Source organism: Bythopirellula polymerisocia (assembly GCF_007860015.1).
Lineage (GTDB): Bacteria > Planctomycetota > Planctomycetia > Pirellulales > Lacipirellulaceae > Bythopirellula > Bythopirellula polymerisocia.
Window position 1 is genome coordinate 750,712 of record NZ_SJPS01000003.1, and the last position, 22,680, is coordinate 773,391.

Here is a 22,680-nt window from a genome sequence, read left to right on the forward strand (position 1 = left end):
TTGTGTGGCGAAAAAGTTCGACAACGTGACTTGTATTGCATGTGGCTGTCTGTGCGATGATTTGGTGTTGCACGTTGCCGATGACAAGATCATCGAAGCTGAACGGGCCTGTTCGCTGAGTGAACCGCTGTTCCGGGGGATCCCAAAAAAGGAATCAGGTGTTCCGGAAATCGAGGGCGAGGAAGTTTCCCTCGAAGCGGCCATCGAACGAGCCTCTGAGATTTTGGGAAGCAGTTCCGCTCCGCTCATCTGGGGTCTGGCGGACAGTACCATCCAAGCACAGAGATCTGCCATCAATCTGGCCGACCGTCTGGGAGCCACACTCGACCCGGCTTTGTCTCCCTTTCATCGCGATGCGCTCGTGGCCCTGCAATCGGTAGGAATATCCACCTGCACTCTGGGAGAGGTGAAACAACGGGCTGACTTGATTGTGTTTTGGGGCTGCGACCCAGTTACTACCCACCCACGTTTTTTTGAGCGATTTATCGATCCCCCTGGTCGTTTTGTGAGAGGGAATAGAAAGGTAATCGTTGTCTCTGGCGAACAGAATGCGACGGCCGAGATCGCGAACGAGTTTTTGCAGGTTCAACCAGGGTGCGATTTCGACGTCCTCTCCGCCCTGCGGGCATTGGTGCAAGAAGTTGCGATCGAAGGCAAATCGTTCGGTGGCATTTCATTGGATCAGCTCCAGAAATTGGCTGTTCAACTACAATCCGCCAACTATTGCGTCATTTGTTTCGGACCTGAAGTGACGTCACACGGTTCTACAATAGCAATGCTTGAGTCCCTCTTCTTGCTGGCAAGAAGTCTCAATGGCAATTCGCGATGCAGTGCGATTGGTCTGGGAGGGCCAATTGCCGAAAATGTCCTAACTTGGCAGACAGGCTATCCTTGTGGAGTAAATTTCGCCTCAGGCTATCCCCGCTACGACGCGGAGGGCTACTCGGCAAACCGATTGTTGAAAAACTGCGAGGTGGATGCCGTGCTGATGGTTGGCACAGTTGGACTTAAGTACTTATCAAAGTCAGCACGATATCGTCTCGGAGAATTACCTGTCGTACTCCTGGAATCAATTCAACGAGTCTCAAGCGACGAAACGCGATTATCCCCTACCGTGCAAATCCCCATATCCCAATCTGGTATGCACACCGGGGGTACTGTGTTTAGAATGGATGGCGTGCCATTGCCGCTTCGGCCTGTGATCGATTCCCAGCTACCCAGCGAGGAGAGTATCCTGGCTGCAATAATGGAAGGTGTACTAGCACAATGCTCTTGCTGAAGCATCCTGAAAGATTTTTCCTGATTCTCATCTGGGCTGCACTCAGTCCGCAGCAGTCGCTGCAAGCAGATGGCAAGCGAGGTTTGGCCAGCGAAGATCCTGGGGAAGCCATGCAATCAGTAAGCATCGAAGAGGGCTTCATGGTTCCCTATGCGTGTTCGATCCCTGGGACTGAAGCCACATTTACGATGATGCCCATCCCAGGTGGAGAGTTTCTGCTGGGCAGTCCTACGAACGAAGCCGACCGCAAAGAGGATGAAGGCCCCCAAGTGATCGTGAAAGTTGCTCCATTCTGGATGGGCAAGTGCGAAGTCAGCTGGGCTGAATACCGCGCGTTTATGGCGCAGTATGAAGCCTTTAAAAAGCTTGATAGCCTTCGCTTCGCAAGATCTCGAATGGAATCGGCTAAGAAAGAAGTCGAGGCTCTGCCGGAATTGAAAGAATACTTTGACAAACAGGCAACAGACGTAGACGCGGTGACCTGCCCCACTCCGCTCTACGACTCCAGTTTCACCTATGCCCCCGGCGAAGAACCAGAGCAACCAGCAGTGACCATGACCCAGTTCGCTGCCAAGCAATACACGAAGTGGCTCAGCGGCATTAGTGGCGAACAATATCGGCTCCCCACCGAAGCAGAGTGGGAGTACGCTGCTCGTGCAGGGACTACGTCGGCATATTCATTTGGAGACGACCCTGATTTGATCGAAGAGTTCGGCTGGTACGATGACAACTCTGACTACGAAACGCATGCCGTCGGATCCAAGCAGCCCAATGCCTGGGGACTTTATGACATGCACGGCAATGCTGCCGAATGGGTACTCGATGGCTACGAACCTGAGCAATACTCTCAACTTCAACCGAACGTCTTGGCCAACAATGCTATCGCCTGGCCAACCAAATTATTTCCGCGCGTGATTCGTGGAGGAAGTTGGCTCAGCCCTGCAAGTGATTGCCGCAGTGCGGCCCGTCAGCAGTCTCAGGATTCTGAGTGGAACCTCTCCGACCCCAACCTGCCCAAGAGTCCGTGGTGGTTTACCGAGGAGCAAGCCACTGGAGTCGGTTTCCGAATTATGAGACCGCTTGAACCGATGGATACCGCAATGCAGAAAAAGGTTTGGGATGCCGATATCAAGCGGATTCAGCAAGATGTCGCCGATCGGCTCGATGAGGGCCGGGGGGCACAAACGGCTGCCGATGAGCGTTTACCAGGGGCCGTCAGCGCGTTGAAATCATCCGGCAAGGTCGAATAACTCTCTAAAAAAACCTCGACTGGTTGGCAGTTTTAGCGATGTATGCGATAATTCTCAAGATAGCATTCGTCTTGTCCCTTATGCCTACTCTTGAATGGAGAATCCAGAAATGCCGTCCCCCAATTCTTCCGAATTCGGCCACTCGCGCCGTGAGTTCGTTAAGCAATCAACCGCTGCGGTTGCCGGTGGCATTGCGCTGTCGACTGGCTTGAGCAAGGTGCAGGCAGGGACTCCACTTGGTGATAAGCAAATCAAGATTGCACTCATTGGGTGTGGCGGACGGGGAACCCAGGCAGCCGCTCAAGCCCTTTCGACCAATGGCAAGGTGACCCTGTGGGCCATGGCTGATGCGTTTGACAAGCGAATTGAAGAATCACTCTCCAAGTTAAATCGTGCTTTGCAACAGAATTTGGGTGACGATGCGGAGGACCAAATCGCCGAGCGAATTCAAGTTCCCTTGGAACGGCAATTCGCCGGACTCGACGCCTATCAAAATGCTATCGATAGCGGCATCGATCTCGTGATTCTTGCCACTCCTCCAGGCTTTCGTCCCCCACAATTCGAAGCCGCGATCGAAGCCGGCAAACACGTCTTCACAGAGAAGCCACTCGCGGTGGATGCTCCGGGTGTTCGGCGAGTAATCGCCGCCGGCAAAAAAGCCGATGAGAAAGGGCTCTGCGTCGGAGTCGGCTTGCAGCGCCATCACGATCCTGGCTACCGGGAAACCGTCAAGCGATTACAGGACGGTGCCATCGGCGACATCCTACTCACCCGCGTCTATTGGAATAGCGGTCCCCTCTGGCTGCGAACCAAGACTGATTTCTACCAAAGCTATGGCCACGAGCCCACCGAGATGGAGTATCAAGTAAATAATTGGTACTACTTCAACTGGCTTTGCGGCGATCATATCGTCGAACAACACATTCACAATCTCGATGTGAGCAATTGGGTCAAACAAGCCCACCCTGTAATGGCTAAAGGAATGGGAGGTCGAGAGCGCCGAACAGGACCTGATTATGGGCAGATATTTGACCACCATGCTGTGGAATTCACCTATCCCGATGGGTCCACGATGCTCAGCGAATGCCGCCATATGGATGGCTGCTGGAATCAGGTCGCCGAGTTTGCCGCTGGTACCCAGGGAACGGCTGATATTAGCCGGGGTATGATTGTCACCCCCTCCGACAAATGGAAGTTCTCCGGGAAGCCTGCTGATCCCTACCAGCAAGAACACGACGATTTATTTGCTGCGATCCGTAGCGGGCAGCCCTATAACGAGATTCCCTACGGTGCTGATAGCACGATGACCGCCATTCTAGGCCGCATGGCCACTTACTCAGGCAAGCTTCTGGAATGGGATGAAGCGATCAATTCCGATATCGATCTGTCGCCGGCCGAGTACAGTTTCTCTGCTGCACCTCCTGTCGTGCCCGACAATAACGGGAACTACCCAGTGCCCGTCCCCGGTGTGACGAAGGTCGTGTGAGCATGATTCAGACGATCGACCATGTAAATCTGGTAGTTCGAGATCTGACAGGCATGACAGCGTTTTACCGCGACGTATTAGGATGCCAATTAACTAAAGAAGTCAGCATCTCTGGCCCATGGATCGACGAGGTGGTGGGACTCTCGGGCGTGGAGGGGGACGTTGTCTATCTCGATCTCCCCGAAGGCCCTCGGATCGAACTCATTGCTTATCGTAAACCACCCGGTGTCGAGCCTTCAGAGGAGAATGCACCCAACCTGTTTGGGCTGCGTCACATGGCGTTTCGAGTCACCGACATCGACAGATTGGTAGCTAAACTCCAAACAGCCGGAGTAAAGTTTCAGAGCGAAGTAAAATCTGTGCCCGACAGTCAGGTCACTTACGTGGGGGGCGTACGAAAACGACTCGTCTATTTTCGTGACCCAGAAGCCAATCTCCTGGAGTTCTGTGAATATCGGTGAACAGTCAATTCACCACATTCTGCGGTTTGCCCGCCAGGAAAGCGGCGACGTTCTCCACGAGGACTTGCATCAATCTTTTGCGGGCACTCAAGGTGGCCCACGCCAAATGGGGTGTGATGAAACAATTTGGAGCAGCCACAAGCGGGTGATCGACTGGTGGGGGTTCCGTAGAAAGCACGTCGAGTCCCGCCCCAGCAATTTCGCCGTTAGCTAATGCCTCAGCTAAGGCCTGTTCATCGATAAGTTGCCCGCGACTGGTGTTGATCAGAAAAGCCGAGCGCTTCATTTCTGCCAATCTCTCTGCGTTGACCAGGCCCTTGGTTTCAGGAGTAAGCGGACAATGCAAGCTCAACACATCTGCGGTGCGGAATAATTCGTCGACATCCACCATCTGCACATAGTCAGGATGCTTGCAGGATGAGCGTGTCGTGGCGATGACAGGCATACCAAATGCGTCTGCCAGTTTTGCCACTGCGCGGCCAATTTCGCCGAAACCCAGTATTCCCATCGTCAGGCCTTTGAGTTCAATGAGCGGTGTATCCCAAAAACACCAATCAGGGGCCTTCGACCAGCGACCCGCGCGAACCGCATCAGCATGATGTCCGACACGTTGAACAAGATTCAATAGATGCGCAATCGTCAGCTGCGCGACCGAGTCTGTCCCATAGCTGGGGACATTTGTAACAATGATGTCGTGTTCGCGAGCTGCGGAAAGATCGACGACATTGGTTCCCGTCGCCGTCACGCCGATGTATTTCAATTGCGGGAGTTTATTGATAGTATCTCCCGAGAATTTCACTTTATTGGTGAGAATGATATCCGCGTCGGCTGACCGAGAGAGTACTTCCGCTTCAGTAGACCTGTCGAAAACGGTACATTGGCCTAGCGATTCGAGAGCATTCCATGTGAGATCGCCGTGCGATAAGGTGTAGCCATCGATTACGACAATTTGAGGTGGTTTGTCCATGCGACTCATTCAAGAATACTCAGCCTGTGATTGCAACTATATTGATTTTTTTACCCGTCGGACTGGAGGAGTATAACATGAAATTATTACGCTATGGTGAGCCAGGGAAGGAACTCCCGGGAGTGTTAGACCCTGATGGCCAAATTCGTTCGCTCGCAAACGTCTTACCAGATCTGTCAGGAGAAGCACTCTGCGACGAATCGCTCCAGAGGCTCCGCAAACAGGATTTCTCCGCCCTTCCGTTGGTCGAACAAGGAATGCGACTGGGACCTTGCGTCGCAGGCACAAGCAAAATCATTGGCATTGGCCTGAATTACGCCGACCACGCAGCTGAAACAGGTGCCAAGGTGCCCACCGAGCCTGTCCTTTTCATGAAAGCCACGACTTCAATTTCTGGGCCGAATGACCCAATCGAAATTCCCCGCGATTCAGAGAAGACCGACTGGGAAGTGGAACTTGGAGTAATCATCGGCAAACGGGCCAAGTATGTGACCGAACAAGATGCGATATCCCATGTGGCTGGGTACTGTGTTGTGAACGACGTTTCCGAGCGTTCTTTCCAAAAAGACCGATGTGGTACCTGGGACAAAGGCAAAGGGTGCGACACATTCGCTCCATTGGGACCGTGGCTAGTTACTCGCGATGAGGTGCCCGATCCACAGGACTTGCTTCTGTGGCTAGAGGTCGATGGCCACCGCTATCAAAACGGTTCGACCAGCACAATGATTTTTGGAGTCAAGAGCCTCGTTAGCTACGTCAGCCAATTTATGACGCTCGTGCCAGGGGACATTATCACCACCGGCACTCCGCCCGGCGTCGGCATGGGTCAGCAGCCGAACGTGTTTCTCAGACCAGGGCAAACAGTACGCCTGGGAGTCGAAAGCCTCGGTGAACAAGATCATCAAACCGTCGCAGCAAAGTAACCTTCTTACAACGCCCGGGCGGTAAAGTAAAGACAGAGCCTATCCCTGGGCGATCAAGCAAAGACGTTGAGTACCCGCGGCAACACTTCCGCGGAAAATGGGGTGGTACCGGTCAATTCTCCGTCGAGATTCAATGTGTCACATGTTTCGGAGTCGATGCCAAAAGATCGCACCTGGTGATACTCTACAAACGGAAGCGACAAATGCGAGCCGTCGAAGATGGCTCGAAACAACTGGCTCATTTGCCACCGTGAGGCCCGGCGCAGTACGACGACATCAATCTTGCCATCGTCGATCTCGGCACGTGGAGCGATCATCATGCCCGTGCCTGTCTTCTTCGTGTTACAGGCAATCACCAGCAGAAACTCATCCTGGCTCATCATTCCATCGAGCGTAAGCTTTGCTTTGCGCAGTCTTGGTCGACAGATCTGACAAAGCGTTGCTGCCGAGTAGCGCAATTTACCCAGCGGTCGGAAACGCTCGGCAAGGCTAGCAATGTCGGAAATCGCTCCCCAACCAACTATGTTCACACAATACACGGGCTCTCCCTGAGTTGTCAGTCGTACGACGTCAATTGCTCTCGTCATGCCGCGAAGGATTGTCTTTGCGGCTTGCTCAGCGTCGCGTAATCCAAGATGATCGTGAAGCGTATTTCCAGTGCCCGCCGGGATGAAACCCAGATCGAATCGCGCCTGGTCTTCTCTGGCGAGTAGCCCATTGGCGACTTCGTGTACTGTGCCGTCGCCGCCGACGATGCAAATTGCGTCATGTGTGAGCGGATCAAGGGTCTGAGCCAGAACCCGCCCATGGCCTTGGTTCTCTGTTGCGTAGACAACTGTCTCTACCCCACTGTTGGCAAACAAGGGTGCAACCTGCTCCCAAACCGCCGAGGCGCGACCGTTCCCCCCATAGGGATTCATGATTACTGCGTATCTCTTGATAGTCATTCGGTCGGGATTCTCCTCATGCCGTTGGCAATAAGCACTGTACACTCATCACGATTGTGGACTCAACAAGATTTTTCTCAACATGTATTCTAGCCAGCAATGATTCTTTCCCACTCAAAGTTTGCTTGTCTGACAGACATTCAGGGCGTATCATCGAGCCATTGGATAGCATACTCTCTTCACAACGCTCGCCAAGAAAGACGCTATGAAAGCATTTGAAGCAGTTCAACATTACTTCGACCGGGCTGCCGACCAACTGGCTCTTACCGATAACATGCGGGTCCTGTTGATGACTCCAAAGCGGGAAGTGCAGGTGCAGATCGCCGTGGAAAGGGATAATGGCCAATTGCAGACCTTCATCGGCTACCGAGTTCAACACGACGATTCTCGCGGCCCTATGAAGGGGGGGCTGCGCTATCACCATGAGGTGGATCTTGACGAGGTCCGGAGCTTGGCATCCCTGATGACCTGGAAAACAGCCGTTGTTAATATTCCCTATGGCGGTGCCAAAGGCGGAATCGCAGTCGATGTCCACACCCTCAGCATGCGCGAGCGGGAACGCATCACTCGGAAATTCGTCGACGAAATTCACGACATCATTGGTCCCGATGTCGACATCCCCGCTCCGGATATGGGAACCGGGCCGGAAGAAATGGCCTGGATCATGAACCAACACAACAAATACCACGGATTCAATCCAGGCGTGGTCACCGGGAAGCCGGTCGAGTACTACGGTATACCGGGGCGAGAAGAGGCCACCGGGCGCGGAGTGGGAATTCTAGCTCTCAAGACACTAGGCCGACTCGGCCATAAAGCCGAAAAAACCCGAGTGGCGATTCAAGGATTTGGCAACGTCGGTTCTCATGCGGCCAAATTCTTGCACGAGTCCGCCTGCAAGGTCGTCGCGATCAGCGATCTGAGCGGCGGATACTATTGCGAGTCAGGCATCGACGTCGCTGCTGCGCTACACCATGCAAAAGTGAACGACCGGTCACTCGCCGGTTTCAGCGCCGCCGAGCACATCACCAACGAAGCACTGCTGGAACTCGACTGCGAAATGCTGATCCCTGCAGCCTTGGGAGGAGTCATCACGGCCGAAAATGCTCCGAATGTTCGTGCTCCACTGATTATCGAAGCGGCCAACGCCCCCGTGCGGCCTGATGCCGATGACATCCTCTCCGAGAGAGGCGTGAAAATCCTGCCCGACATCTTGGCCAATGCTGGTGGGGTGACCGTGAGCTACTTCGAGTGGGCCCAAAACAGACAGTATTACAATTGGAATCTCGACCGCGTACGACAGGAACTCGATCGCGTGTTGTCGGCTGCCTTTGAGGAGGTCTGGGAACTCGCTCACCAGCAAGACGTCAGTCTCCGCACAGCCGCCTTCATGCTGGGAATTAGCCGTGTGGGCCGAGCCACTGTGCTGGCAGGTATTACCTGAGATTGCTCAAATCACATTGCAGGATTACTGAGTTTTTCGTGACTCGGTTCTTGTCGTATAATTCATAAGCATTCAATCCATTTTTCTTGCCAATTTGCTGGCGAACTAGAATCGAGGAATCCTGAGACATGTCACACGACTCTCTCAACGGCTTAAAAATCTTCCAAGACCTTACAGAAACCGAGCGACAGGAGATTATGGCGCTCGCTCATCCTGTCGATGTAAAAAAGGGAGAGCAGATCATGACGCAAGGCCACCGCAAACAAAGCTTGTGGTTCATTCTCGAAGGCCGCTGCCAGATCACGCGTCGCACTGAGTCAGGTTGCCAATTGAATCTTGCCGAACTGGAGCCGTTCACTCATTTTGGTGAAATGTCGTTCTTCCATCCTGCCCCTCACTCGGCGGATGTAGTGGCCCTAACTGACATGAAGCTGCTCCGCCTAACACGTGAGGATTTCGACAAACTTGCTGCTACCGGTTGCGGTTCAGCCCTTAAACTGGTCATCAATTGCGTACAAGTGATGGCCGAAAGACTCCGCCGTACCGATCAATGGATTACCGAACTGGAATGCAAGGAAAATCACAAACCTACTCCGAGCGAATGGACCGTATTCCGTGATCTGATTTTTAAGGGTGGGTGATGCTTTCTATGAGCTGAGCACCTCTGCCACTTCTTCGCATTCCGCCATCGAAACATCCAAGTGCGTCACTGCGCGGACCTTTTGTCGACTGATCGGGTAGAGTCGTACTCCGCGCTCCAGTAGGGAATCGCAGTATTCTTTGGCGGTGCCTAACTCGGCGTCGACTTCAAAGATAACAATGTTCGAGTCGACTTGGTCACATTGCAAGGTAAGTCCCGGTGCCCTCCGGATTGCGTCTGCCAGGACTTGCGCCTTGGCATGATCTTCCGCCAGGCGGTCGATATGGTGCTCAAGAGCATAGAGTACCGCTGCCGCCAGGATGCCAATCTGACGCATTCCACCGCCAAGCATCTTACGGTACCTTCGAGCCCGCTTGACCAAATCTTTCGGTCCACACAACGCCGAACCAACCGGGGCACCCAGGCCCTTGCTGAAACAGACGCTCACCGTGTCAAAATGCCTCGCCCAATCAGCGGCAGAAATTCCAGACGCCACCACGGCATTGAACAGGCGAGCACCGTCCAAGTGGCGGGCTAAGTCCTGCTCTTTAGCCCACGTACAAACTTCAGCGACCGAATCGTAAGGCAAGATGCTCCCCGCCGCACGATTGTGGGTCTGTTCCAAGCATATAAGCCGCGTACGAGGTAAATGGTCATTGTCAGGGCGGACCATCTCCTGCAGTTGATCGACACGGATCAGACCTCGTTCGCCGGGGATGGGGCGAACGGCAATTCCTCCCACTTGGGCGTAACCGGCCTGCTCGTTGTTGAAAATGTGGCAGCCTGCCTCGCAGATGTATTCATCTCCCTTGCCACAATGTACCAACAGACCAATGAGGTTGCTCATCGTGCCCGAGGGCATGAACAAGGCGGCTTCTTTGCCCAGCATGGCCGATATGTGCTCCTCCAGGCGATTGACGGTAGGGTCTTCGCCAAATACGTCGTCTCCCACCTCTGCCGCTGACATGGCAGCCCGCATTTCAGGGGTGGGACGCGTGAGCGTATCGCTCAAGAGGTCAATTCGAGGGGGCAACAAGGCTTTCATTTTTCCGCTCTCCACGAAACAATAGTGATCCGCCGGTAATTATGATGTGTCTGTCCCTGATGGGCAATTCAGCCGACTTCACCCTCCACCGCTTGGGAACCCATGTCAGTTAATCTCCGCCGCATCGATACCAGCCAGCCCGGGGCGGCGGCTGAGCTTACCGCCCTACGGAACAAGCTTTCCGTCGACGGTGACATGGTATCAGAGGCCGGACGCCAGAAAACGCTCGAGGTGTTCGGCGAGCCGCTTACGCCCGCTCAAACAGTCGCTCGAATTTGTTCCGAAGTCCGTGAGCAAGGGCTCTCGGCCGTACTGGACTACACCCGCAAGCTCGATGGCAAAGAAATCACCGCAGACACCTTGCGGGTGTCGCCTGAGGAATTGGCCGCAGCACACGCCTTTGCCGATCCCAAGTTATTGGAAACCATCCACTCGATCCGCCAAGGCATCTTGAGTTTTCAACTCGCGATCCTGCATCAGGATACAAGGATCGATCTGGAAGAGGGGGGCTACCTGCGGCAACGCTATTTACCACTCAAGCGTGTGGGCATTTGTGTTCCTGGGGGTGCAGCTGCCTATCCCTCGACCGTCTTGATGACCGCCGTGCCAGCCCAGGCGGCAGGGGTCGAAGAACTCGTCGTGGTCGCGCCGCCGACTCCTTTTGGTTCGTACAACAACGATCTGCTGGCCACCTGCCACGAACTTGGAATTCGAGAGGTGTATCGCGTCGGAGGAGCCCAGGCGGTTGCCGCGATGGCGTATGGAGTAGAGGGACTGCCGCCGGTCGATAAAATCGTCGGGCCAGGAAACCTATTTGTCGCTCTTGCAAAGAAGCACGTTTACGGCACGGTCGACATCGACTCGATAGCCGGACCTAGCGAAGTGGTAGTGATCGCCGACGACACGACTCCAGCCGAGTATGTTGCCCTCGATCTGATTGCTCAGGCTGAGCACGCCCCCGGTTCGAGCATCCTCTTAACCTGGAGTGAAAAACTCTTGGATGAGGTTCAAGATGCCATAGCCCGGCAACTTGGCAGGCTTGAGCGGAGTGAATTGGCCAGCCAGTCACTTGCGGAATTCGGCGCCTTGGTGCTGGTCCGCGATCGAGATGAGGCGATCGAACTAGCCAATCTGCTTGCAACCGAACACCTCCATATCGCTTGCGACGATGCCGAAGAAATGGTCGGTGCGATCCGCTATGCAGGAGCGATTTTTGTTGGTCCCTACAGCCCTGTAGCACTCGGCGACTACGCTGCGGGGCCGTCGCATGTGTTGCCGACTGGCGCTACAGCACGTTTTGCCAGCGGGTTGAGCTCAAATAGTTTCCTCAGGTCGGGAAGTGTGATTTACTTCGATCAAGCAGGACTGGAATCTTTGGCCGAAGAAGTCTTGTTCATGGCAAACTTGGAAGGTCTCACAGCGCATGGTGCCGGCGTGGCCATCCGCCGCCCGCCAGAATTGGATTGACATGACAATGACCTACGTTCGAACAAACATTCAAGCGATGGAAGGTTACACCCCCGGTGAGCAACCGCAGGGAGGTAAGTTCATCAAGCTCAACACGAATGAGAATCCCTACCCTTGTTCTCCCAAGGTGAAGGCGGCGATTGGCCGTGTCTGCCAATCGGGACTGCAACGCTATCCCGATCCAACGGCTACAGCCTTTCGCATGCAACTCAGCGAAATGCTCTCAGATGAGCTCCCAGTTATCACTCCCGACTGGATACTCTGTGGTAACGGCAGCGACGATATTCTGACAATCATTACCCGTGTATTCGTCGATGCAGGCGACCTCATCCGGTACCCGAACCCCAGCTATGTGCTCTACAAATCGCTGGCGGAGATTCAAGGCGCCCGGGTCGATGTAGTTAATTTTCAGCCCGACTGGTCGCTGCCAAATGAGTTTTCCACACCCCAGGATCGACTAAAACTTGCCTTTCTTGCCAACCCTAACAGCCCCTCGGGGACCATTGTGCCATCAGCAGCAGTTGCGGAAATTGCTGCTGCACTCCCCTGCCCTTTAGTTGTTGACGAGGCCTATGTCGATTTTTCGGAAACCAATTGCCTCTCTCTGGTAGCCGAGAACGAGAAAATCCTGGTCACTCGGACTTTGAGCAAATCCTACGCCTTGGCCGGCCTCCGCTTTGGTTATGTGGTCGCCCAACCTCTGGTCATCCGCGAACTAGCCAAAGTGAAGGATTCCTACAACTGCGACGCACTCTCCATAGCGGGAGCCACCGCCGCCATCGAGGATCAGACTTGGCGCACAGAGAATTGCGCGACGATCCTTGCCACACGGAAACGACTCGTCAATGAACTCCGCGGGATGGGATTCGAGTGTGTCGATTCGCAGGCAAATTTCGTGTGGTGCAAACATCCCCGTCATGAGAGCGCAGAACTATATCGAGATCTGAAATCGGTCGGCGTACTGGTCCGCTACATGAACTACCCCAACTGGGGCGACGGTATACGTGTCACTGTGGGAACCGACGACCAAATAGAAGCCTTCTTGACGATCTTAAACCCCATGTTGCAATGAATCGCTAATATCTACTGGATGGAACCATGGAAGAACTGTTTACTACCCACTCGATGTTGTCGCTGGCAACTCTTACGATTTTAGAAATCGTACTGGGGATCGATAACATCGTGTTTCTGGCGATTTTGACGGGCAAGCTCCCTGAAAAGGAGCAGCCCCGCGCCCGCACGATCGGGCTCATGCTCGCTGCTTTGGGTAGAATCGCTCTGTTGTTTGCCATCACTTGGATCATCACGCTGGACAAGACCGTGCTGTTTGACTTGCCGTTCAATCTGAATTCAACGGACTCATCGCACGCGGGAGAATTGGGAGCAATGGCCGAAACCACTCCAATCACGATCAAGAGTCTCGTGCTGCTCTTAGGTGGGTTGTTCCTCGTCGGAAAAGCGACTTGGGAAATTGGTCACCAATTGGATCCACACGATGAACAATCTGGCCCCAAAGCCGCCTCGAGCCTTACTGCCGTGTTGGTGCAAATCTTCCTCATCGATCTGGTTTTTTCTCTCGACTCGGTTTTGACCGCCGTGGGAATGGTCCGCCCGGAAGATTACTCGGAGCATTGGGTACCGATGACAATCATGGTCACCGCGGTACTCGTCTCTATCGGGGTCATGTTGGCATTCAGCGGCCCCGTCTCACGCTTTGTCAATCAACACCCCAGCATAAAGATGCTAGCCTTGGCGTTCCTGATCTTGATCGGCGTAGTCCTAATAGCCGAAGGCTTGAACACGCACATTCCACGTGGCTACATCTATTCGCCAATGGCGTTCTCGCTCTTTGTGGAAATGCTCAACCTGCGTGCTTCGCGCCGAAGCAAGGAGCATTCAGTAGCCTGAATGTTTTAGCCACCTGTTCGAAAAAACAATTGCGCAGTGTGATATCATTGAAATCGCCAAAGAAAATGGCGCCGCTGCTATTCCTCCCGGGATTTTGAGACTGATTCAAGATACTCACCAGGAGTCATGTTGGTCATCCGTTTGAAAACCCTGTAGAAATGTGTGATATCGCTAAATCCTGCCGCCAAAGCAGCATACATAATCTGCCCCGTTTGCTTGAGCCTTTCTTGAGCATAAGTAATGCGACGTTCGCTCAGATATTGCACCACCGTCTTGCCAGTACGTTGTTTGAATAAGTCTGAGTAGCGACGGCTAGAAATCCCGCACATTTCTGCTAAGTCGTTTACAGCGATTGTTGTATGGAAAAAATGCTCGATGTAATCAAGAGTTCCATCGAGCGCTTGTTCACGAGAGATGCTTGCTGCCTTTCCCAATGGTTCGCTGCGCAAAAGATGCACGAGTAAATCAATGAGTCCTGCATGCAGGATTGCTTCAGCTTCGGCCCCACCGTGTGTTTGTTCTAGAAGCATGCGTTTGAAAATGTCACGCACCGCGCCTCGTCGATAACTATGCATTTGCACAATCGGATATGGCGATTGAAAACGAGACTTGAATTCAGGCATCAACAATTGTAAAGCCTTATTCTCATTGACAACTTTTTGAGAGAAAAAAGCGAACACGAGGGTCAGTGGAGCTGAATGATTGTCGACAAAACGGTGCTCATCCTCTGCCGGAATTAGTAGCAGCTCATCCTTACCTAATGGCAAGCGTGACGAACCGAACTCAAGAGCGCCTCGACCAACAGGGATCCAGCAAAGCTTGTAAAAGGGAAATCGTTTAAAATCCATCGAAAAAGTCGTCGAATGATGGCTTTCAAAGACAAGAATGCCACTTTCCGGCAGCGCAGGATAGGCGGGGCTGCTTCGACGCAGAACTGGTTCACGTCCTTTTTGATCGAGATTCATCCTAGATCTTCTTGTGAGAAGCGGTTGCGTGTTGTTGGATCAACATTGGAAATCCTGGTTTGGCAAAAGAATTCCGGATTAGCGAACGAGTGTCCATCGGGGCTATTCGAGCCAAGCACTTAGTTATATACCACGATTTAAGTAGCATTGGTAGCACAGGAAAACTGCTGGCGAGTTGAGCGAAGAGCAAGTTTCCGAAAATGCCAATATTGTCCGGCACTATTGGATTAAACTCCACGGTTAGTTCTTCGCAGGAGACAAGTGCAATTGGGTGGACAAGGATTCATGCGAGATTGCCGAGCGCCTTGGTTTCAAGCTGGGGCGAGAAATGTCATGAAATACCTTGTCGCATTATTAGTCCTCGTTTCGGCCACATATGGAAGGGCGGAAACAACAGCTTTGTGGCTCTTTGACGAGCCTACCAGTGCCTATCCGAGCAGCGTACTCGATTCATCCTCAATGAATGATTATCCCTTGGTGCTTGGGCAAGGTGCGAGACTTGTCTCGGGAAAGTTTGGCAATGCCCTGGCAATCATTGAACCACCCCCCCTCGATTATCCGACGGGAACTAATGCTTACGGCTTGAAAAGTCTCTGGCAAATGTTCTCTGGCGAAGATGATCGTATGTTCTGGCATAACAGCTTCTTTTCAGCATTGATGACCGCTGGCGAGAATCATTTACGAAAAGAAGTAGGTTTTTGTAATCCGGTTGATACGCGACTTAATCTAGGAGATTTCGATTGGACCGTTGAGTTCTGGTACCGAGCGGCTGAAGCAACCGAAGAGATGGGAATTGTATTCGAGCTTGGCTTACTTCCCAATTCTGGAAAGCATGCCACGACAAGTTTGGCACTTTCAGCAGATCGCCGGAATTTCATTTTCCGTAATGATCCTAGCGAGACGAAGCTAAGCTTGGCTACGGAGTTCTCGGATGAAACATGGCACCACTTTGCATTCGTGTTTTCTGCCAATGAAAGTCAAATGACGCACTATGTTGACGGAAAATTGCAACCCCTACCTGCAAAGTGCCAGCTAGAAAGTTTACCCGCCGAAACCCCCTCCTATCTTTCTCTTGGCCGAAATAATGACTGGCAGCAACCGCTTCCCGGATGCATGGATGAATTGCGATTCTCTGTCGGTCAAATCTATCGAGGATCTTTTCGCCCCCCAGCGAGCTTTGCTCCGCAACGCTTAAAGTTTAATTTGCAATCTGGTCCAGCTTTGCTGTTCGATAACAAAGTGGAATCCCAGGAACCAATTCGTCTAGGCAACCGAAAACATCTCTTCATCGACGATAGCCTATTGACTGAACTTGATAATGTCAAATTTGTCGTCAATCCGCCACGGCGAGCTGAATTGGTAATTGGGGATATCCGGGGCAGTTTCCGTAAACACTTGACGGTAGTAGACGATCCCCAAAAGTTGATTCGCATCTACAACAGTGTAGAGAAGGACCATCTGGCGGTGCGAGTCTCGCAGGATGGGATTCATTTTTCTGCTCCAGGCACTATGAATTCTCGCGAAGATTCAAGCAACCAGGCAAAGTCAAGCATCGTCATTGCTGAAATGGTTGGTGGCATGGGAAACCCTTTCATCGATCCAAATGGTCCGGCTGAAGAGCGCTGGAAGTATTTCAGCGATTACCATCGCCGCGGCATTTATCTCTATACATCCCCCGACGGTTATCAATGGCGGAGAAACAAAACCGCGACGTTGCCGTTCCGCTCGGGTACGCAATCTTGCACTTTTTATGATGATCAACGTCAGGTCTACGTTTCTTATCATCGATCGGGTATTCACCAGACGCCTGCAGGTGATACGGAGCGGAGTTCCGTGATGACCGAACACAAAGATTTGGCAGAACCTGTTGAATTCACTCCACTCTCCCAGGGAGAGTATCGGGAGCGGCAAGCCGAAGAAAGAATCCGCAATCCTCTTCCTTGGTACCTAGATAATGGCCCACTGACTCCAGGTGATTTTGGATTGGAGTTTCCCCATGCATTTCGACCAATAGCCGAGGATCCACCGGGCACTGACATCTATGTGACCAAGGCGCAAAAATACCCTTGGGCTCCAGATACCTATCTAGCATTTCCAATCGTCTATTTTCACTATTGGCCGGATGGACCAACTGCACGGCATGCCCTCGTCGACCCACTGCGAGGGCGAGGTTCGGGTTGCGTGGAGACCCAGCTTGCAGTGAGTCGCAATGGGACCGATTGGCAGCGCTATCCGCGACCTGCCTACGTAGGAATTGGTCGGCACGCTGACCGTAATGTGGTGAATGCCTATATCGCTCATGGAATGGTGCGCCGTGGTGATGAGATTTGGCAGTACTATTTCGGCGAGACTCAATATCATTCAGCTTACCGGCATGATCCTGCGGGGCGCGGTGTGTATCGACTCGTCCAAAGGTTAGATGGTTTCGTTTCGCTTGACAGCCCTTATGAAGGAGAGTCTATGGTCGTCACGAAACCATTGACTTTTGATGGAAATCGATTGACACTAAATATCGATACCGACGCCACTGGCTACGCGCAAATCGGACTCCTCGACTCACATGGTGCTCCAATCCCTGGTTTTTCCGTTGATGAATGCATCTATGTCAACGGCGACTTCATCGACACAGAAGTTGCCTGGCTGGAAAAGGGAAATGATCTTTCAGATCTCCAAGGCAAGACAATTCAACTCGTAATGCGGATGCGTGGAAGCAAACTTTTCGCCATGCAATTCGTGGACCGCTAATACATGTCTACTTGATACAAGTGGACCTTGTGAGAATCAACCGAAGGCTCTGATGAAACAATCGATACATTGGCTGGCAGTTATTGGATGTTCTTTCTCGTTTTGGTGTACCTCGGATTGGGTGGTGGCAGAGGAGCAGGCTATCGGCCCTCAGAGCACTCCCGTAGCAAGAGAAGACTTCGCTCACATCTGGTACGTGGCTCAGTCCACCGGGTCAGACTCTCAGGGGGATGGCTCTCAGTCAAAGCCTTGGAAATCTATCGAAAAGGCGTTGGCCGAGATGCCCAAAGCCTCTGCTGAGAAACGTTCGGCGGTTCTAGTAGCGGAAGGAAAATACCTTTGCAATGCACTTCAATTGCGTGAATACGTCGAACTTTTTGGAGGCTTCGACTCTGCTAACTGGGATCGAGACATCTTTCTATTTCAGACGATTCTAGTTTCAAAAGATCAGTGCCGGATCCTTCTCGGATCTAATCATGCCAGACTCGATGGCTTTGTGCTCAAAGGATCCCAACTGCGTGGTGAAGGAGCAGCGCTGTACTGCAAGGGAACCTCACCCATCGTGACAAACAACCGTTTTCAGAATAACCAAACTCTAGCTCCTCTGAGTTGGCAACCGAATTATCTCCATGAAAAGGCCCACGACGGGGGTGCGATCTGTGCCCTCGCTGGAGCGTCTCCCCTCATTTCGAACAACCTTTTTATAGAGAATCGTACCGAAATCGGGCGTGGCGCCGCCATTGCCTTTTACTCTCATTGCGGAGGGGTCATTAGCAATAACGTGTTTCTAGGAAACAGAACCGGTTTATCTGACCAGCATCGCAGCAGCGACGGGGGCGCTGTATCCATCTTTGAGTGGTCGAAGCCGCGAATTGAAAATAATCTCTTCATCGAGAACCAGGCACTGGCTGTAAACGATGGGGGTGCCTTGTTTGTTGCTTTGTGGAGTTCGCCGTCAATCGAGAGGAACGTTTTCGTGGGAAACAAGTCCTCGGACGACGGAGGGGCTCTATTTATTGGGGGGCAGGAACATCGCTACGACAGACCGCTCGATCCACTACCCGATGCTGAGGATTTTTCCATTCTTTTGTCGAACAACCTTTTTTTCGGAAATGCGAATCCTAAGAGCAACTCGGGGGGGATCCGCATGACGATGCAGTCGCGCGCCAGGCTTGTCAACAATATCTTGGGAGAGAAGGACCAGCTCTACGTCCAATCGAGCGAAGTCCATCTGACCAACAATACGTTTTTGGATACCATGACCTTGATCCAATTCAATGCCCAACTTGCTCCACGTCTTTTAGCGAATAACATAATGTGGGGTAAACTGAAATACGAAGGGGAAACACCGATTATCTCTTCTAATGTCCTCGGCGGATTTCCGGGCAAAGGAAATATGAATACTGAGCCCTTCTTGGACCAGGACTTGAAGAAACTGACTGTTCTCTCTGCAGATTTCGATTCTTGCAGGTTTGTGACCAACTTACAGATTGCAGACGCAGATTGGGAACCGAATTCTTTGGTCGGGCGAGTTATCGAATCTGACAGGCGTTGGAGCGTTGTCAAGTCAAACCATGCGAATCAGGTCGTGGTCTGGGGCAACCAGTCTCACGTTGCAAAAGTTAATCTGCTGCCGACTTATCGTCTCCAATCGCAATCTCCCTGCATCGATCGCGGATCCGACCAGCATGCGCCACTGACAGATATCGATGGGGACCGACGACCAGTTGGTCGCAGCGCTGACATAGGAGCTGATGAGTTCGTTCCTCAATAGACTGCCAACCAGAAACCTTTTTCAGGGCCAGCGATATTGATTGCTTGACCTAATAATTATTTTCTCTATCTCTAATGAGTTGGATTCATGACAATCATTTACCGTATGAGATTGACAATTCTCGTTCTACTATTGATCGCTGGGCATCGGCTATCTGCCGAGGAACGGGGTTCCGCCTCTCAACCGCTCCGAGTGAACAAATGCATTGAGTTACTCAAACAGAATCAACCCATCTACTACGATGATGTTTACGGCGGTTTCACTGAAGGGAAAGCAGCCGCGCAAACCTGGGCTGACTATATTATTTACAATATGGAGCATCAGCCACTTGATTTTGCGTTGCTGCGAGAATTCATGCGCGGTCTTGTTGCAGGAGGTCCGACTCCCAGTGGTCACCGAACACCCACGGTGATCGTCTCGCTACCGATGCTGGGTCTCGATGAAGAGGCCGTGAAAGTAAACGGTTGGATGGTTCAACAGGCACTTGCCCAGGGTGTACATGGAGTGCATCTGGCTCGGGCACGTGACCCTGAGGCGGTGAAAAGATTTGTGCAAGCGGCCCGCTATCCCCACCATAAAAAGGGCAGTGATGTATTGGACGAGGGACTTCGAGGCTGGGGAAGCCAGAAGTTTGCTGCTTCGATATGGGGTATCAGCCCAGAAGATTATCTCGCCAAGGCCGACGTTTGGCCGCTCAATCCTGACGGGGAAATCATGCTTGGCGTCAAAATTGAAGATCAAGAAGCGTTGGCAAACTGTGAGACTACTCTGGCAGTCCCCGGACTAGCATTTGCAGAACATGGTCCGCGTGATTTAGGTTTGTCGTTTGGTTATCTGGAAGGTCGCGCAGATCCGCCAGTGCCGCCCGAGGTCGATGCCGCGGGCCGTAAAGTTTTGGCAGCGTGCAAGAAGAACGGTCTCTTCTTTCTTGACAATGTGTTGCCCGACAACGTCGCTGCGAAGATCGACTCTGGCGTAATGATCGGTGCCGGTCGACGCGAGGATTCGGCTGAGGCGGGGCGAAAACACACGAATCGTGAAATGCCATGGTAAGTGAACACTGGCTCTTCAGTATCAGGTCCACAGCCTTTTTGTGGTTCTGCCTAACAGGCACTAACGCAATGGCCTATGAAGTAGAAGGTCCAATTTGGGCTGCTCATATTATCGATACTTCCTCCGACGGCGCGGATGGCGTCAAGTTGTGCGACGTGAATGGGGATGGCCTGCCCGATGTGGTCACCGGTTGGGAAGAAGGTGGCCTTACACGGATTTGCTTCCATCCCGGTAAGGAAACAGTCCGTGAGCCATGGCCAAGTGTTACCGTGGGAACCACGCCCAACGTAGAAGATGCTGTCGCGGTAGATCTGGACGAGGACGGCACGCTGGATGTCGTTAGTTGCTGCGAAGGGAAGCAGCGAAAGATGTTCGTGCATTGGGGACCCCAAGACAGCATGCAGCGTCTGAATCCGCGAGAATGGAAACAAGCCATGCTTCCTGCTTCAGAAGACCGCATGCAATGGATGTTTGCCTGGGGGATGCAGGTGGACGGCAAACATGGCATCGACATCATCGCGGGAGGGAAGAACGAGAACGCCCAATTGGGTTGGTTTGAGGCCCCGCCATCCCCACGCAATTTGGAAGGGTTTCAATGGCATGTGATCTCTCCTGTAGGGTGGCTGATGTCACTTTGGCAGCGCGATATGAATCAGGACGGTCACACCGATCTGGTTATCTCCGACCGCTATGGCGAGCTGCGTGCCTGTCGTTGGCTGCAAAATCCAGGACCAGGGCTTCCCCAGCAGCAACCTTGGCAGAACCACTTCATGGGAGGTCGTGACAAGGAGGTGCTCAGTATGTGTTTGGTCGATCTGGATCGAGACGGACTCGAAGATGCCATCGTCGCCGAAGTGGCGCCTCGACTGCTCTATCTTCGCCGCTTGGAAGCAACTGGAGACCGTTGGGAGTCGTACGAGATTCACGTTCGCGGCAATGTGGGTGATAGCCGGGCAGTAGCCGTTGGTGATATCAATAGCGATGGCCGCCAAGACTTAGCCTTGACTACCGCAAACAGCTCCGGGAAGCACGCGGTAGTTTGGCTCGAATACGAAGACTCACCTCTGAAAGACCAATGGCGCACTCACGCGATCAGCGGCAACGATGCAGGCGAGAAATATGATCGCCTCGAATTACTCGACCTGGATTTCGACGGCGATCTTGACCTCCTCACCTGCGAAGAACGTCAAGGAGGGCATGGCTTGGGCGTGGTGTGGTATGAGAATCCCCACAAGAGTGGCAACACCTACAAATGATCATAAAAATGTACTTTTCCTGCTCCGAGATGTCGAAATTTGAAGATTATCAGTCACTCATCTAGCGGCAACTTGTCAATCCGCTGTACTTAGCCTGAGCTGCCGCAAGTAGCGGCGGTCGATAAATCCTCTGTACATGGGGTGGTAGTGTGACAAAGCACCATTTAGAGTGAGGAAGCGGGGATGGGCTATCGCAGCTGAATTACCCCGTACCTTTGTGACACCATCCACGTTATTGACAATTCCTCGGTTGAAATGCTATGTTCGGGTGCTGAGCGTCGTGATCCAGTCTTTTCGGCATTTGATGTGGGAGTGTAGGCTAGCCCATGGCGTTGCATGTTTTCTATATCTGGTTCTGCTTCCAGCTTGCGGCGTTTATCTATCTGGGAATCGTCGTTTTTTTCTATCACGTTTTCGGCATGGAACCTGCTCACGGTTTGGCGTCCATGGGGATATTTTGCCTGTGGGGATTGTTGTACGCGTTGAGCTTTTTGCTTCCCGGCTGGCTCCGTGGACATGCCGGCGGAATAGACTCACGTTCGTCGAAAAGTAATGTTCTGCGTCTAGTAATTGTATTCGGAGTATTTGCCAGCCTACTAAGTATGCTTTGGCTCTTGGGAGGGGCGGGGATATACGGCTCTCCTGTAGGCACGGCTTTTAAATACGGCTCGACTAACAGCTTGAGTTCTGAGACTTGGTTGTTTCTGTACGTTACTTCTGGACCGATGGCTATCCTGCCATTGTCGTGTCTGGAATTGCATAAGCCTGGCTGGGGTGCGAGGGCAATGATTGCCGTGTCAATCGTTGGTCCGCTCGTTGCTGTGATTGTCACATCTCCTAATCCGTTTCAAAACCCAATACTCCTACCTGCATTCTGGTTCGTCCTTGCTTGCTTATTTGGGCCGCTTGCAGGCGTCGGTTTATTTCTTCTGCTCAGACGCCACCTGATAGCATGAGATTAGGATTGCAATTTCGGCCCAACAGAACACTCGGTAGAGTGCTTTGGAAATACAATCTCGCCCTGGCGAGATTAATGATGTTGCAGAATATCTAGCGACCGCTAGCGGCGGCGT

19 protein-coding genes are annotated in these 22,680 nt (G+C 52.6%); 15 read left to right on the forward strand and 4 right to left on the reverse strand.

What is annotated here, in order from left to right:
• Positions 1-4: 4 nt before the first annotated feature.
• The 4 genes from Pla144_RS12540 to Pla144_RS12555 all read left to right on the forward strand — a co-directional run bounded on the left by Pla144_RS12540 (position 5) and on the right by Pla144_RS12555 (position 4,476).
• Positions 5-1,279, forward strand: coding sequence for a formylmethanofuran dehydrogenase subunit B (locus Pla144_RS12540; protein WP_197530636.1), 1,275 nt, complete (start codon positions 5-7; stop codon positions 1,277-1,279).
• On the forward strand, positions 1,267-2,529 hold the full coding sequence (locus tag Pla144_RS12545) for a formylglycine-generating enzyme family protein (RefSeq protein WP_146451008.1): 1,263 nt from the start codon (positions 1,267-1,269) through the stop codon (positions 2,527-2,529). Before Pla144_RS12540 ends, Pla144_RS12545 begins: the two co-directional genes overlap by 13 nt.
• 109 nt (positions 2,530-2,638) lie before the next feature.
• Entirely contained in the window at positions 2,639-4,015 is a 1,377-nt protein-coding gene (locus Pla144_RS12550) for a Gfo/Idh/MocA family protein (RefSeq protein WP_146451009.1), read from the forward strand.
• Positions 4,016-4,017: 2 nt separating this feature from the next.
• Positions 4,018-4,476 (forward strand): VOC family protein, encoded by a 459-nt coding sequence (locus Pla144_RS12555; protein WP_146451010.1) that lies wholly within the window; start codon positions 4,018-4,020, stop codon positions 4,474-4,476.
• A 4-nt stretch (positions 4,477-4,480) separates the two neighbouring features.
• On the opposite strand, the gene Pla144_RS12560 is transcribed toward Pla144_RS12555, so the two are convergent.
• Positions 4,481-5,443, reverse strand: a complete 963-nt coding sequence (locus Pla144_RS12560) for a D-2-hydroxyacid dehydrogenase (protein ID WP_146451011.1) — start codon at positions 5,441-5,443, stop codon at positions 4,481-4,483.
• Between the two features lie 77 nt (positions 5,444-5,520).
• Here Pla144_RS12560 and Pla144_RS12565 point away from each other — a divergent pair, with 77 nt between their 5' ends.
• Positions 5,521-6,366 carry a fumarylacetoacetate hydrolase family protein gene (locus Pla144_RS12565; RefSeq protein ID WP_146451012.1) on the forward strand — a complete coding sequence of 282 codons (846 nt, stop codon included), beginning with the start codon at positions 5,521-5,523 and terminating at the stop codon, positions 6,364-6,366.
• Positions 6,367-6,419: 53 nt separating this feature from the next.
• Here the strand turns inward: Pla144_RS12565 and Pla144_RS12570 are convergent, their stop codons facing one another.
• Positions 6,420-7,313 (reverse strand): diacylglycerol/lipid kinase family protein, encoded by an 894-nt coding sequence (locus Pla144_RS12570; protein WP_146451013.1) that lies wholly within the window; start codon positions 7,311-7,313, stop codon positions 6,420-6,422.
• Positions 7,314-7,518: 205 nt separating this feature from the next.
• Here Pla144_RS12570 and Pla144_RS12575 point away from each other — a divergent pair, with 205 nt between their 5' ends.
• Positions 7,519-8,754, forward strand: coding sequence for a Glu/Leu/Phe/Val family dehydrogenase (locus Pla144_RS12575; protein WP_146451014.1), 1,236 nt, complete (start codon positions 7,519-7,521; stop codon positions 8,752-8,754).
• A 128-nt stretch (positions 8,755-8,882) separates the two neighbouring features.
• Positions 8,883-9,395, forward strand: a complete 513-nt coding sequence (locus tag Pla144_RS12580) for a Crp/Fnr family transcriptional regulator (protein ID WP_146451015.1) — start codon at positions 8,883-8,885, stop codon at positions 9,393-9,395.
• 6 nt (positions 9,396-9,401) lie between these two features.
• On the opposite strand, the gene ltaE is transcribed toward Pla144_RS12580, so the two are convergent.
• Entirely contained in the window at positions 9,402-10,439 is a 1,038-nt protein-coding gene (ltaE, locus tag Pla144_RS12585; protein WP_197530637.1) for a low-specificity L-threonine aldolase, read from the reverse strand.
• A gap of 102 nt (positions 10,440-10,541) precedes the next feature.
• On the opposite strand from ltaE, the gene hisD reads away from it, so the two are divergent.
• Genes hisD through Pla144_RS12600 form a run of 3 tightly spaced genes read left to right on the forward strand, consistent with a single transcriptional unit; the run spans position 10,542 to position 13,814 of the window.
• Complete coding sequence (hisD, locus tag Pla144_RS12590; RefSeq protein WP_146451016.1) at positions 10,542-11,906, forward strand: histidinol dehydrogenase; 1,365 nt, start codon at positions 10,542-10,544, stop codon at positions 11,904-11,906.
• A 7-nt stretch (positions 11,907-11,913) separates the two neighbouring features.
• Positions 11,914-12,978, forward strand: a complete 1,065-nt coding sequence (gene hisC / locus Pla144_RS12595) for a histidinol-phosphate transaminase (RefSeq protein WP_197530638.1) — start codon at positions 11,914-11,916, stop codon at positions 12,976-12,978.
• A gap of 26 nt (positions 12,979-13,004) precedes the next feature.
• Positions 13,005-13,814 (forward strand): TerC family protein, encoded by an 810-nt coding sequence (locus Pla144_RS12600; protein WP_146451018.1) that lies wholly within the window; start codon positions 13,005-13,007, stop codon positions 13,812-13,814.
• A 77-nt stretch (positions 13,815-13,891) separates the two neighbouring features.
• Here Pla144_RS12600 and Pla144_RS12605 read toward each other — a convergent pair whose 3' ends face one another.
• Entirely contained in the window at positions 13,892-14,779 is an 888-nt protein-coding gene (locus Pla144_RS12605; protein ID WP_146451019.1) for a helix-turn-helix domain-containing protein, read from the reverse strand.
• Positions 14,780-15,112: 333 nt separating this feature from the next.
• On the opposite strand from Pla144_RS12605, the gene Pla144_RS12610 reads away from it, so the two are divergent.
• From Pla144_RS12610 to Pla144_RS12630, 5 genes are all read left to right on the forward strand, one after another.
• Positions 15,113-17,524: a LamG domain-containing protein gene (locus tag Pla144_RS12610; protein WP_197530639.1), complete on the forward strand. Its 2,412-nt coding sequence runs from the start codon at positions 15,113-15,115 to the stop codon at positions 17,522-17,524.
• Positions 17,525-17,576: 52 nt separating this feature from the next.
• Positions 17,577-19,298, forward strand: coding sequence for a right-handed parallel beta-helix repeat-containing protein (locus tag Pla144_RS12615; protein WP_146451021.1), 1,722 nt, complete (start codon positions 17,577-17,579; stop codon positions 19,296-19,298).
• A gap of 87 nt (positions 19,299-19,385) precedes the next feature.
• Positions 19,386-20,351: an aldolase/citrate lyase family protein gene (locus Pla144_RS12620; RefSeq protein WP_197530640.1), complete on the forward strand. Its 966-nt coding sequence runs from the start codon at positions 19,386-19,388 to the stop codon at positions 20,349-20,351.
• Positions 20,352-20,419: 68 nt separating this feature from the next.
• Positions 20,420-21,607, forward strand: coding sequence for an FG-GAP repeat domain-containing protein (locus tag Pla144_RS12625; protein WP_197530641.1), 1,188 nt, complete (start codon positions 20,420-20,422; stop codon positions 21,605-21,607).
• 326 nt (positions 21,608-21,933) lie between these two features.
• Entirely contained in the window at positions 21,934-22,563 is a 630-nt protein-coding gene (locus Pla144_RS12630; RefSeq protein ID WP_146451023.1) for a hypothetical protein, read from the forward strand.
• Positions 22,564-22,680 lie beyond the last annotated feature (117 nt).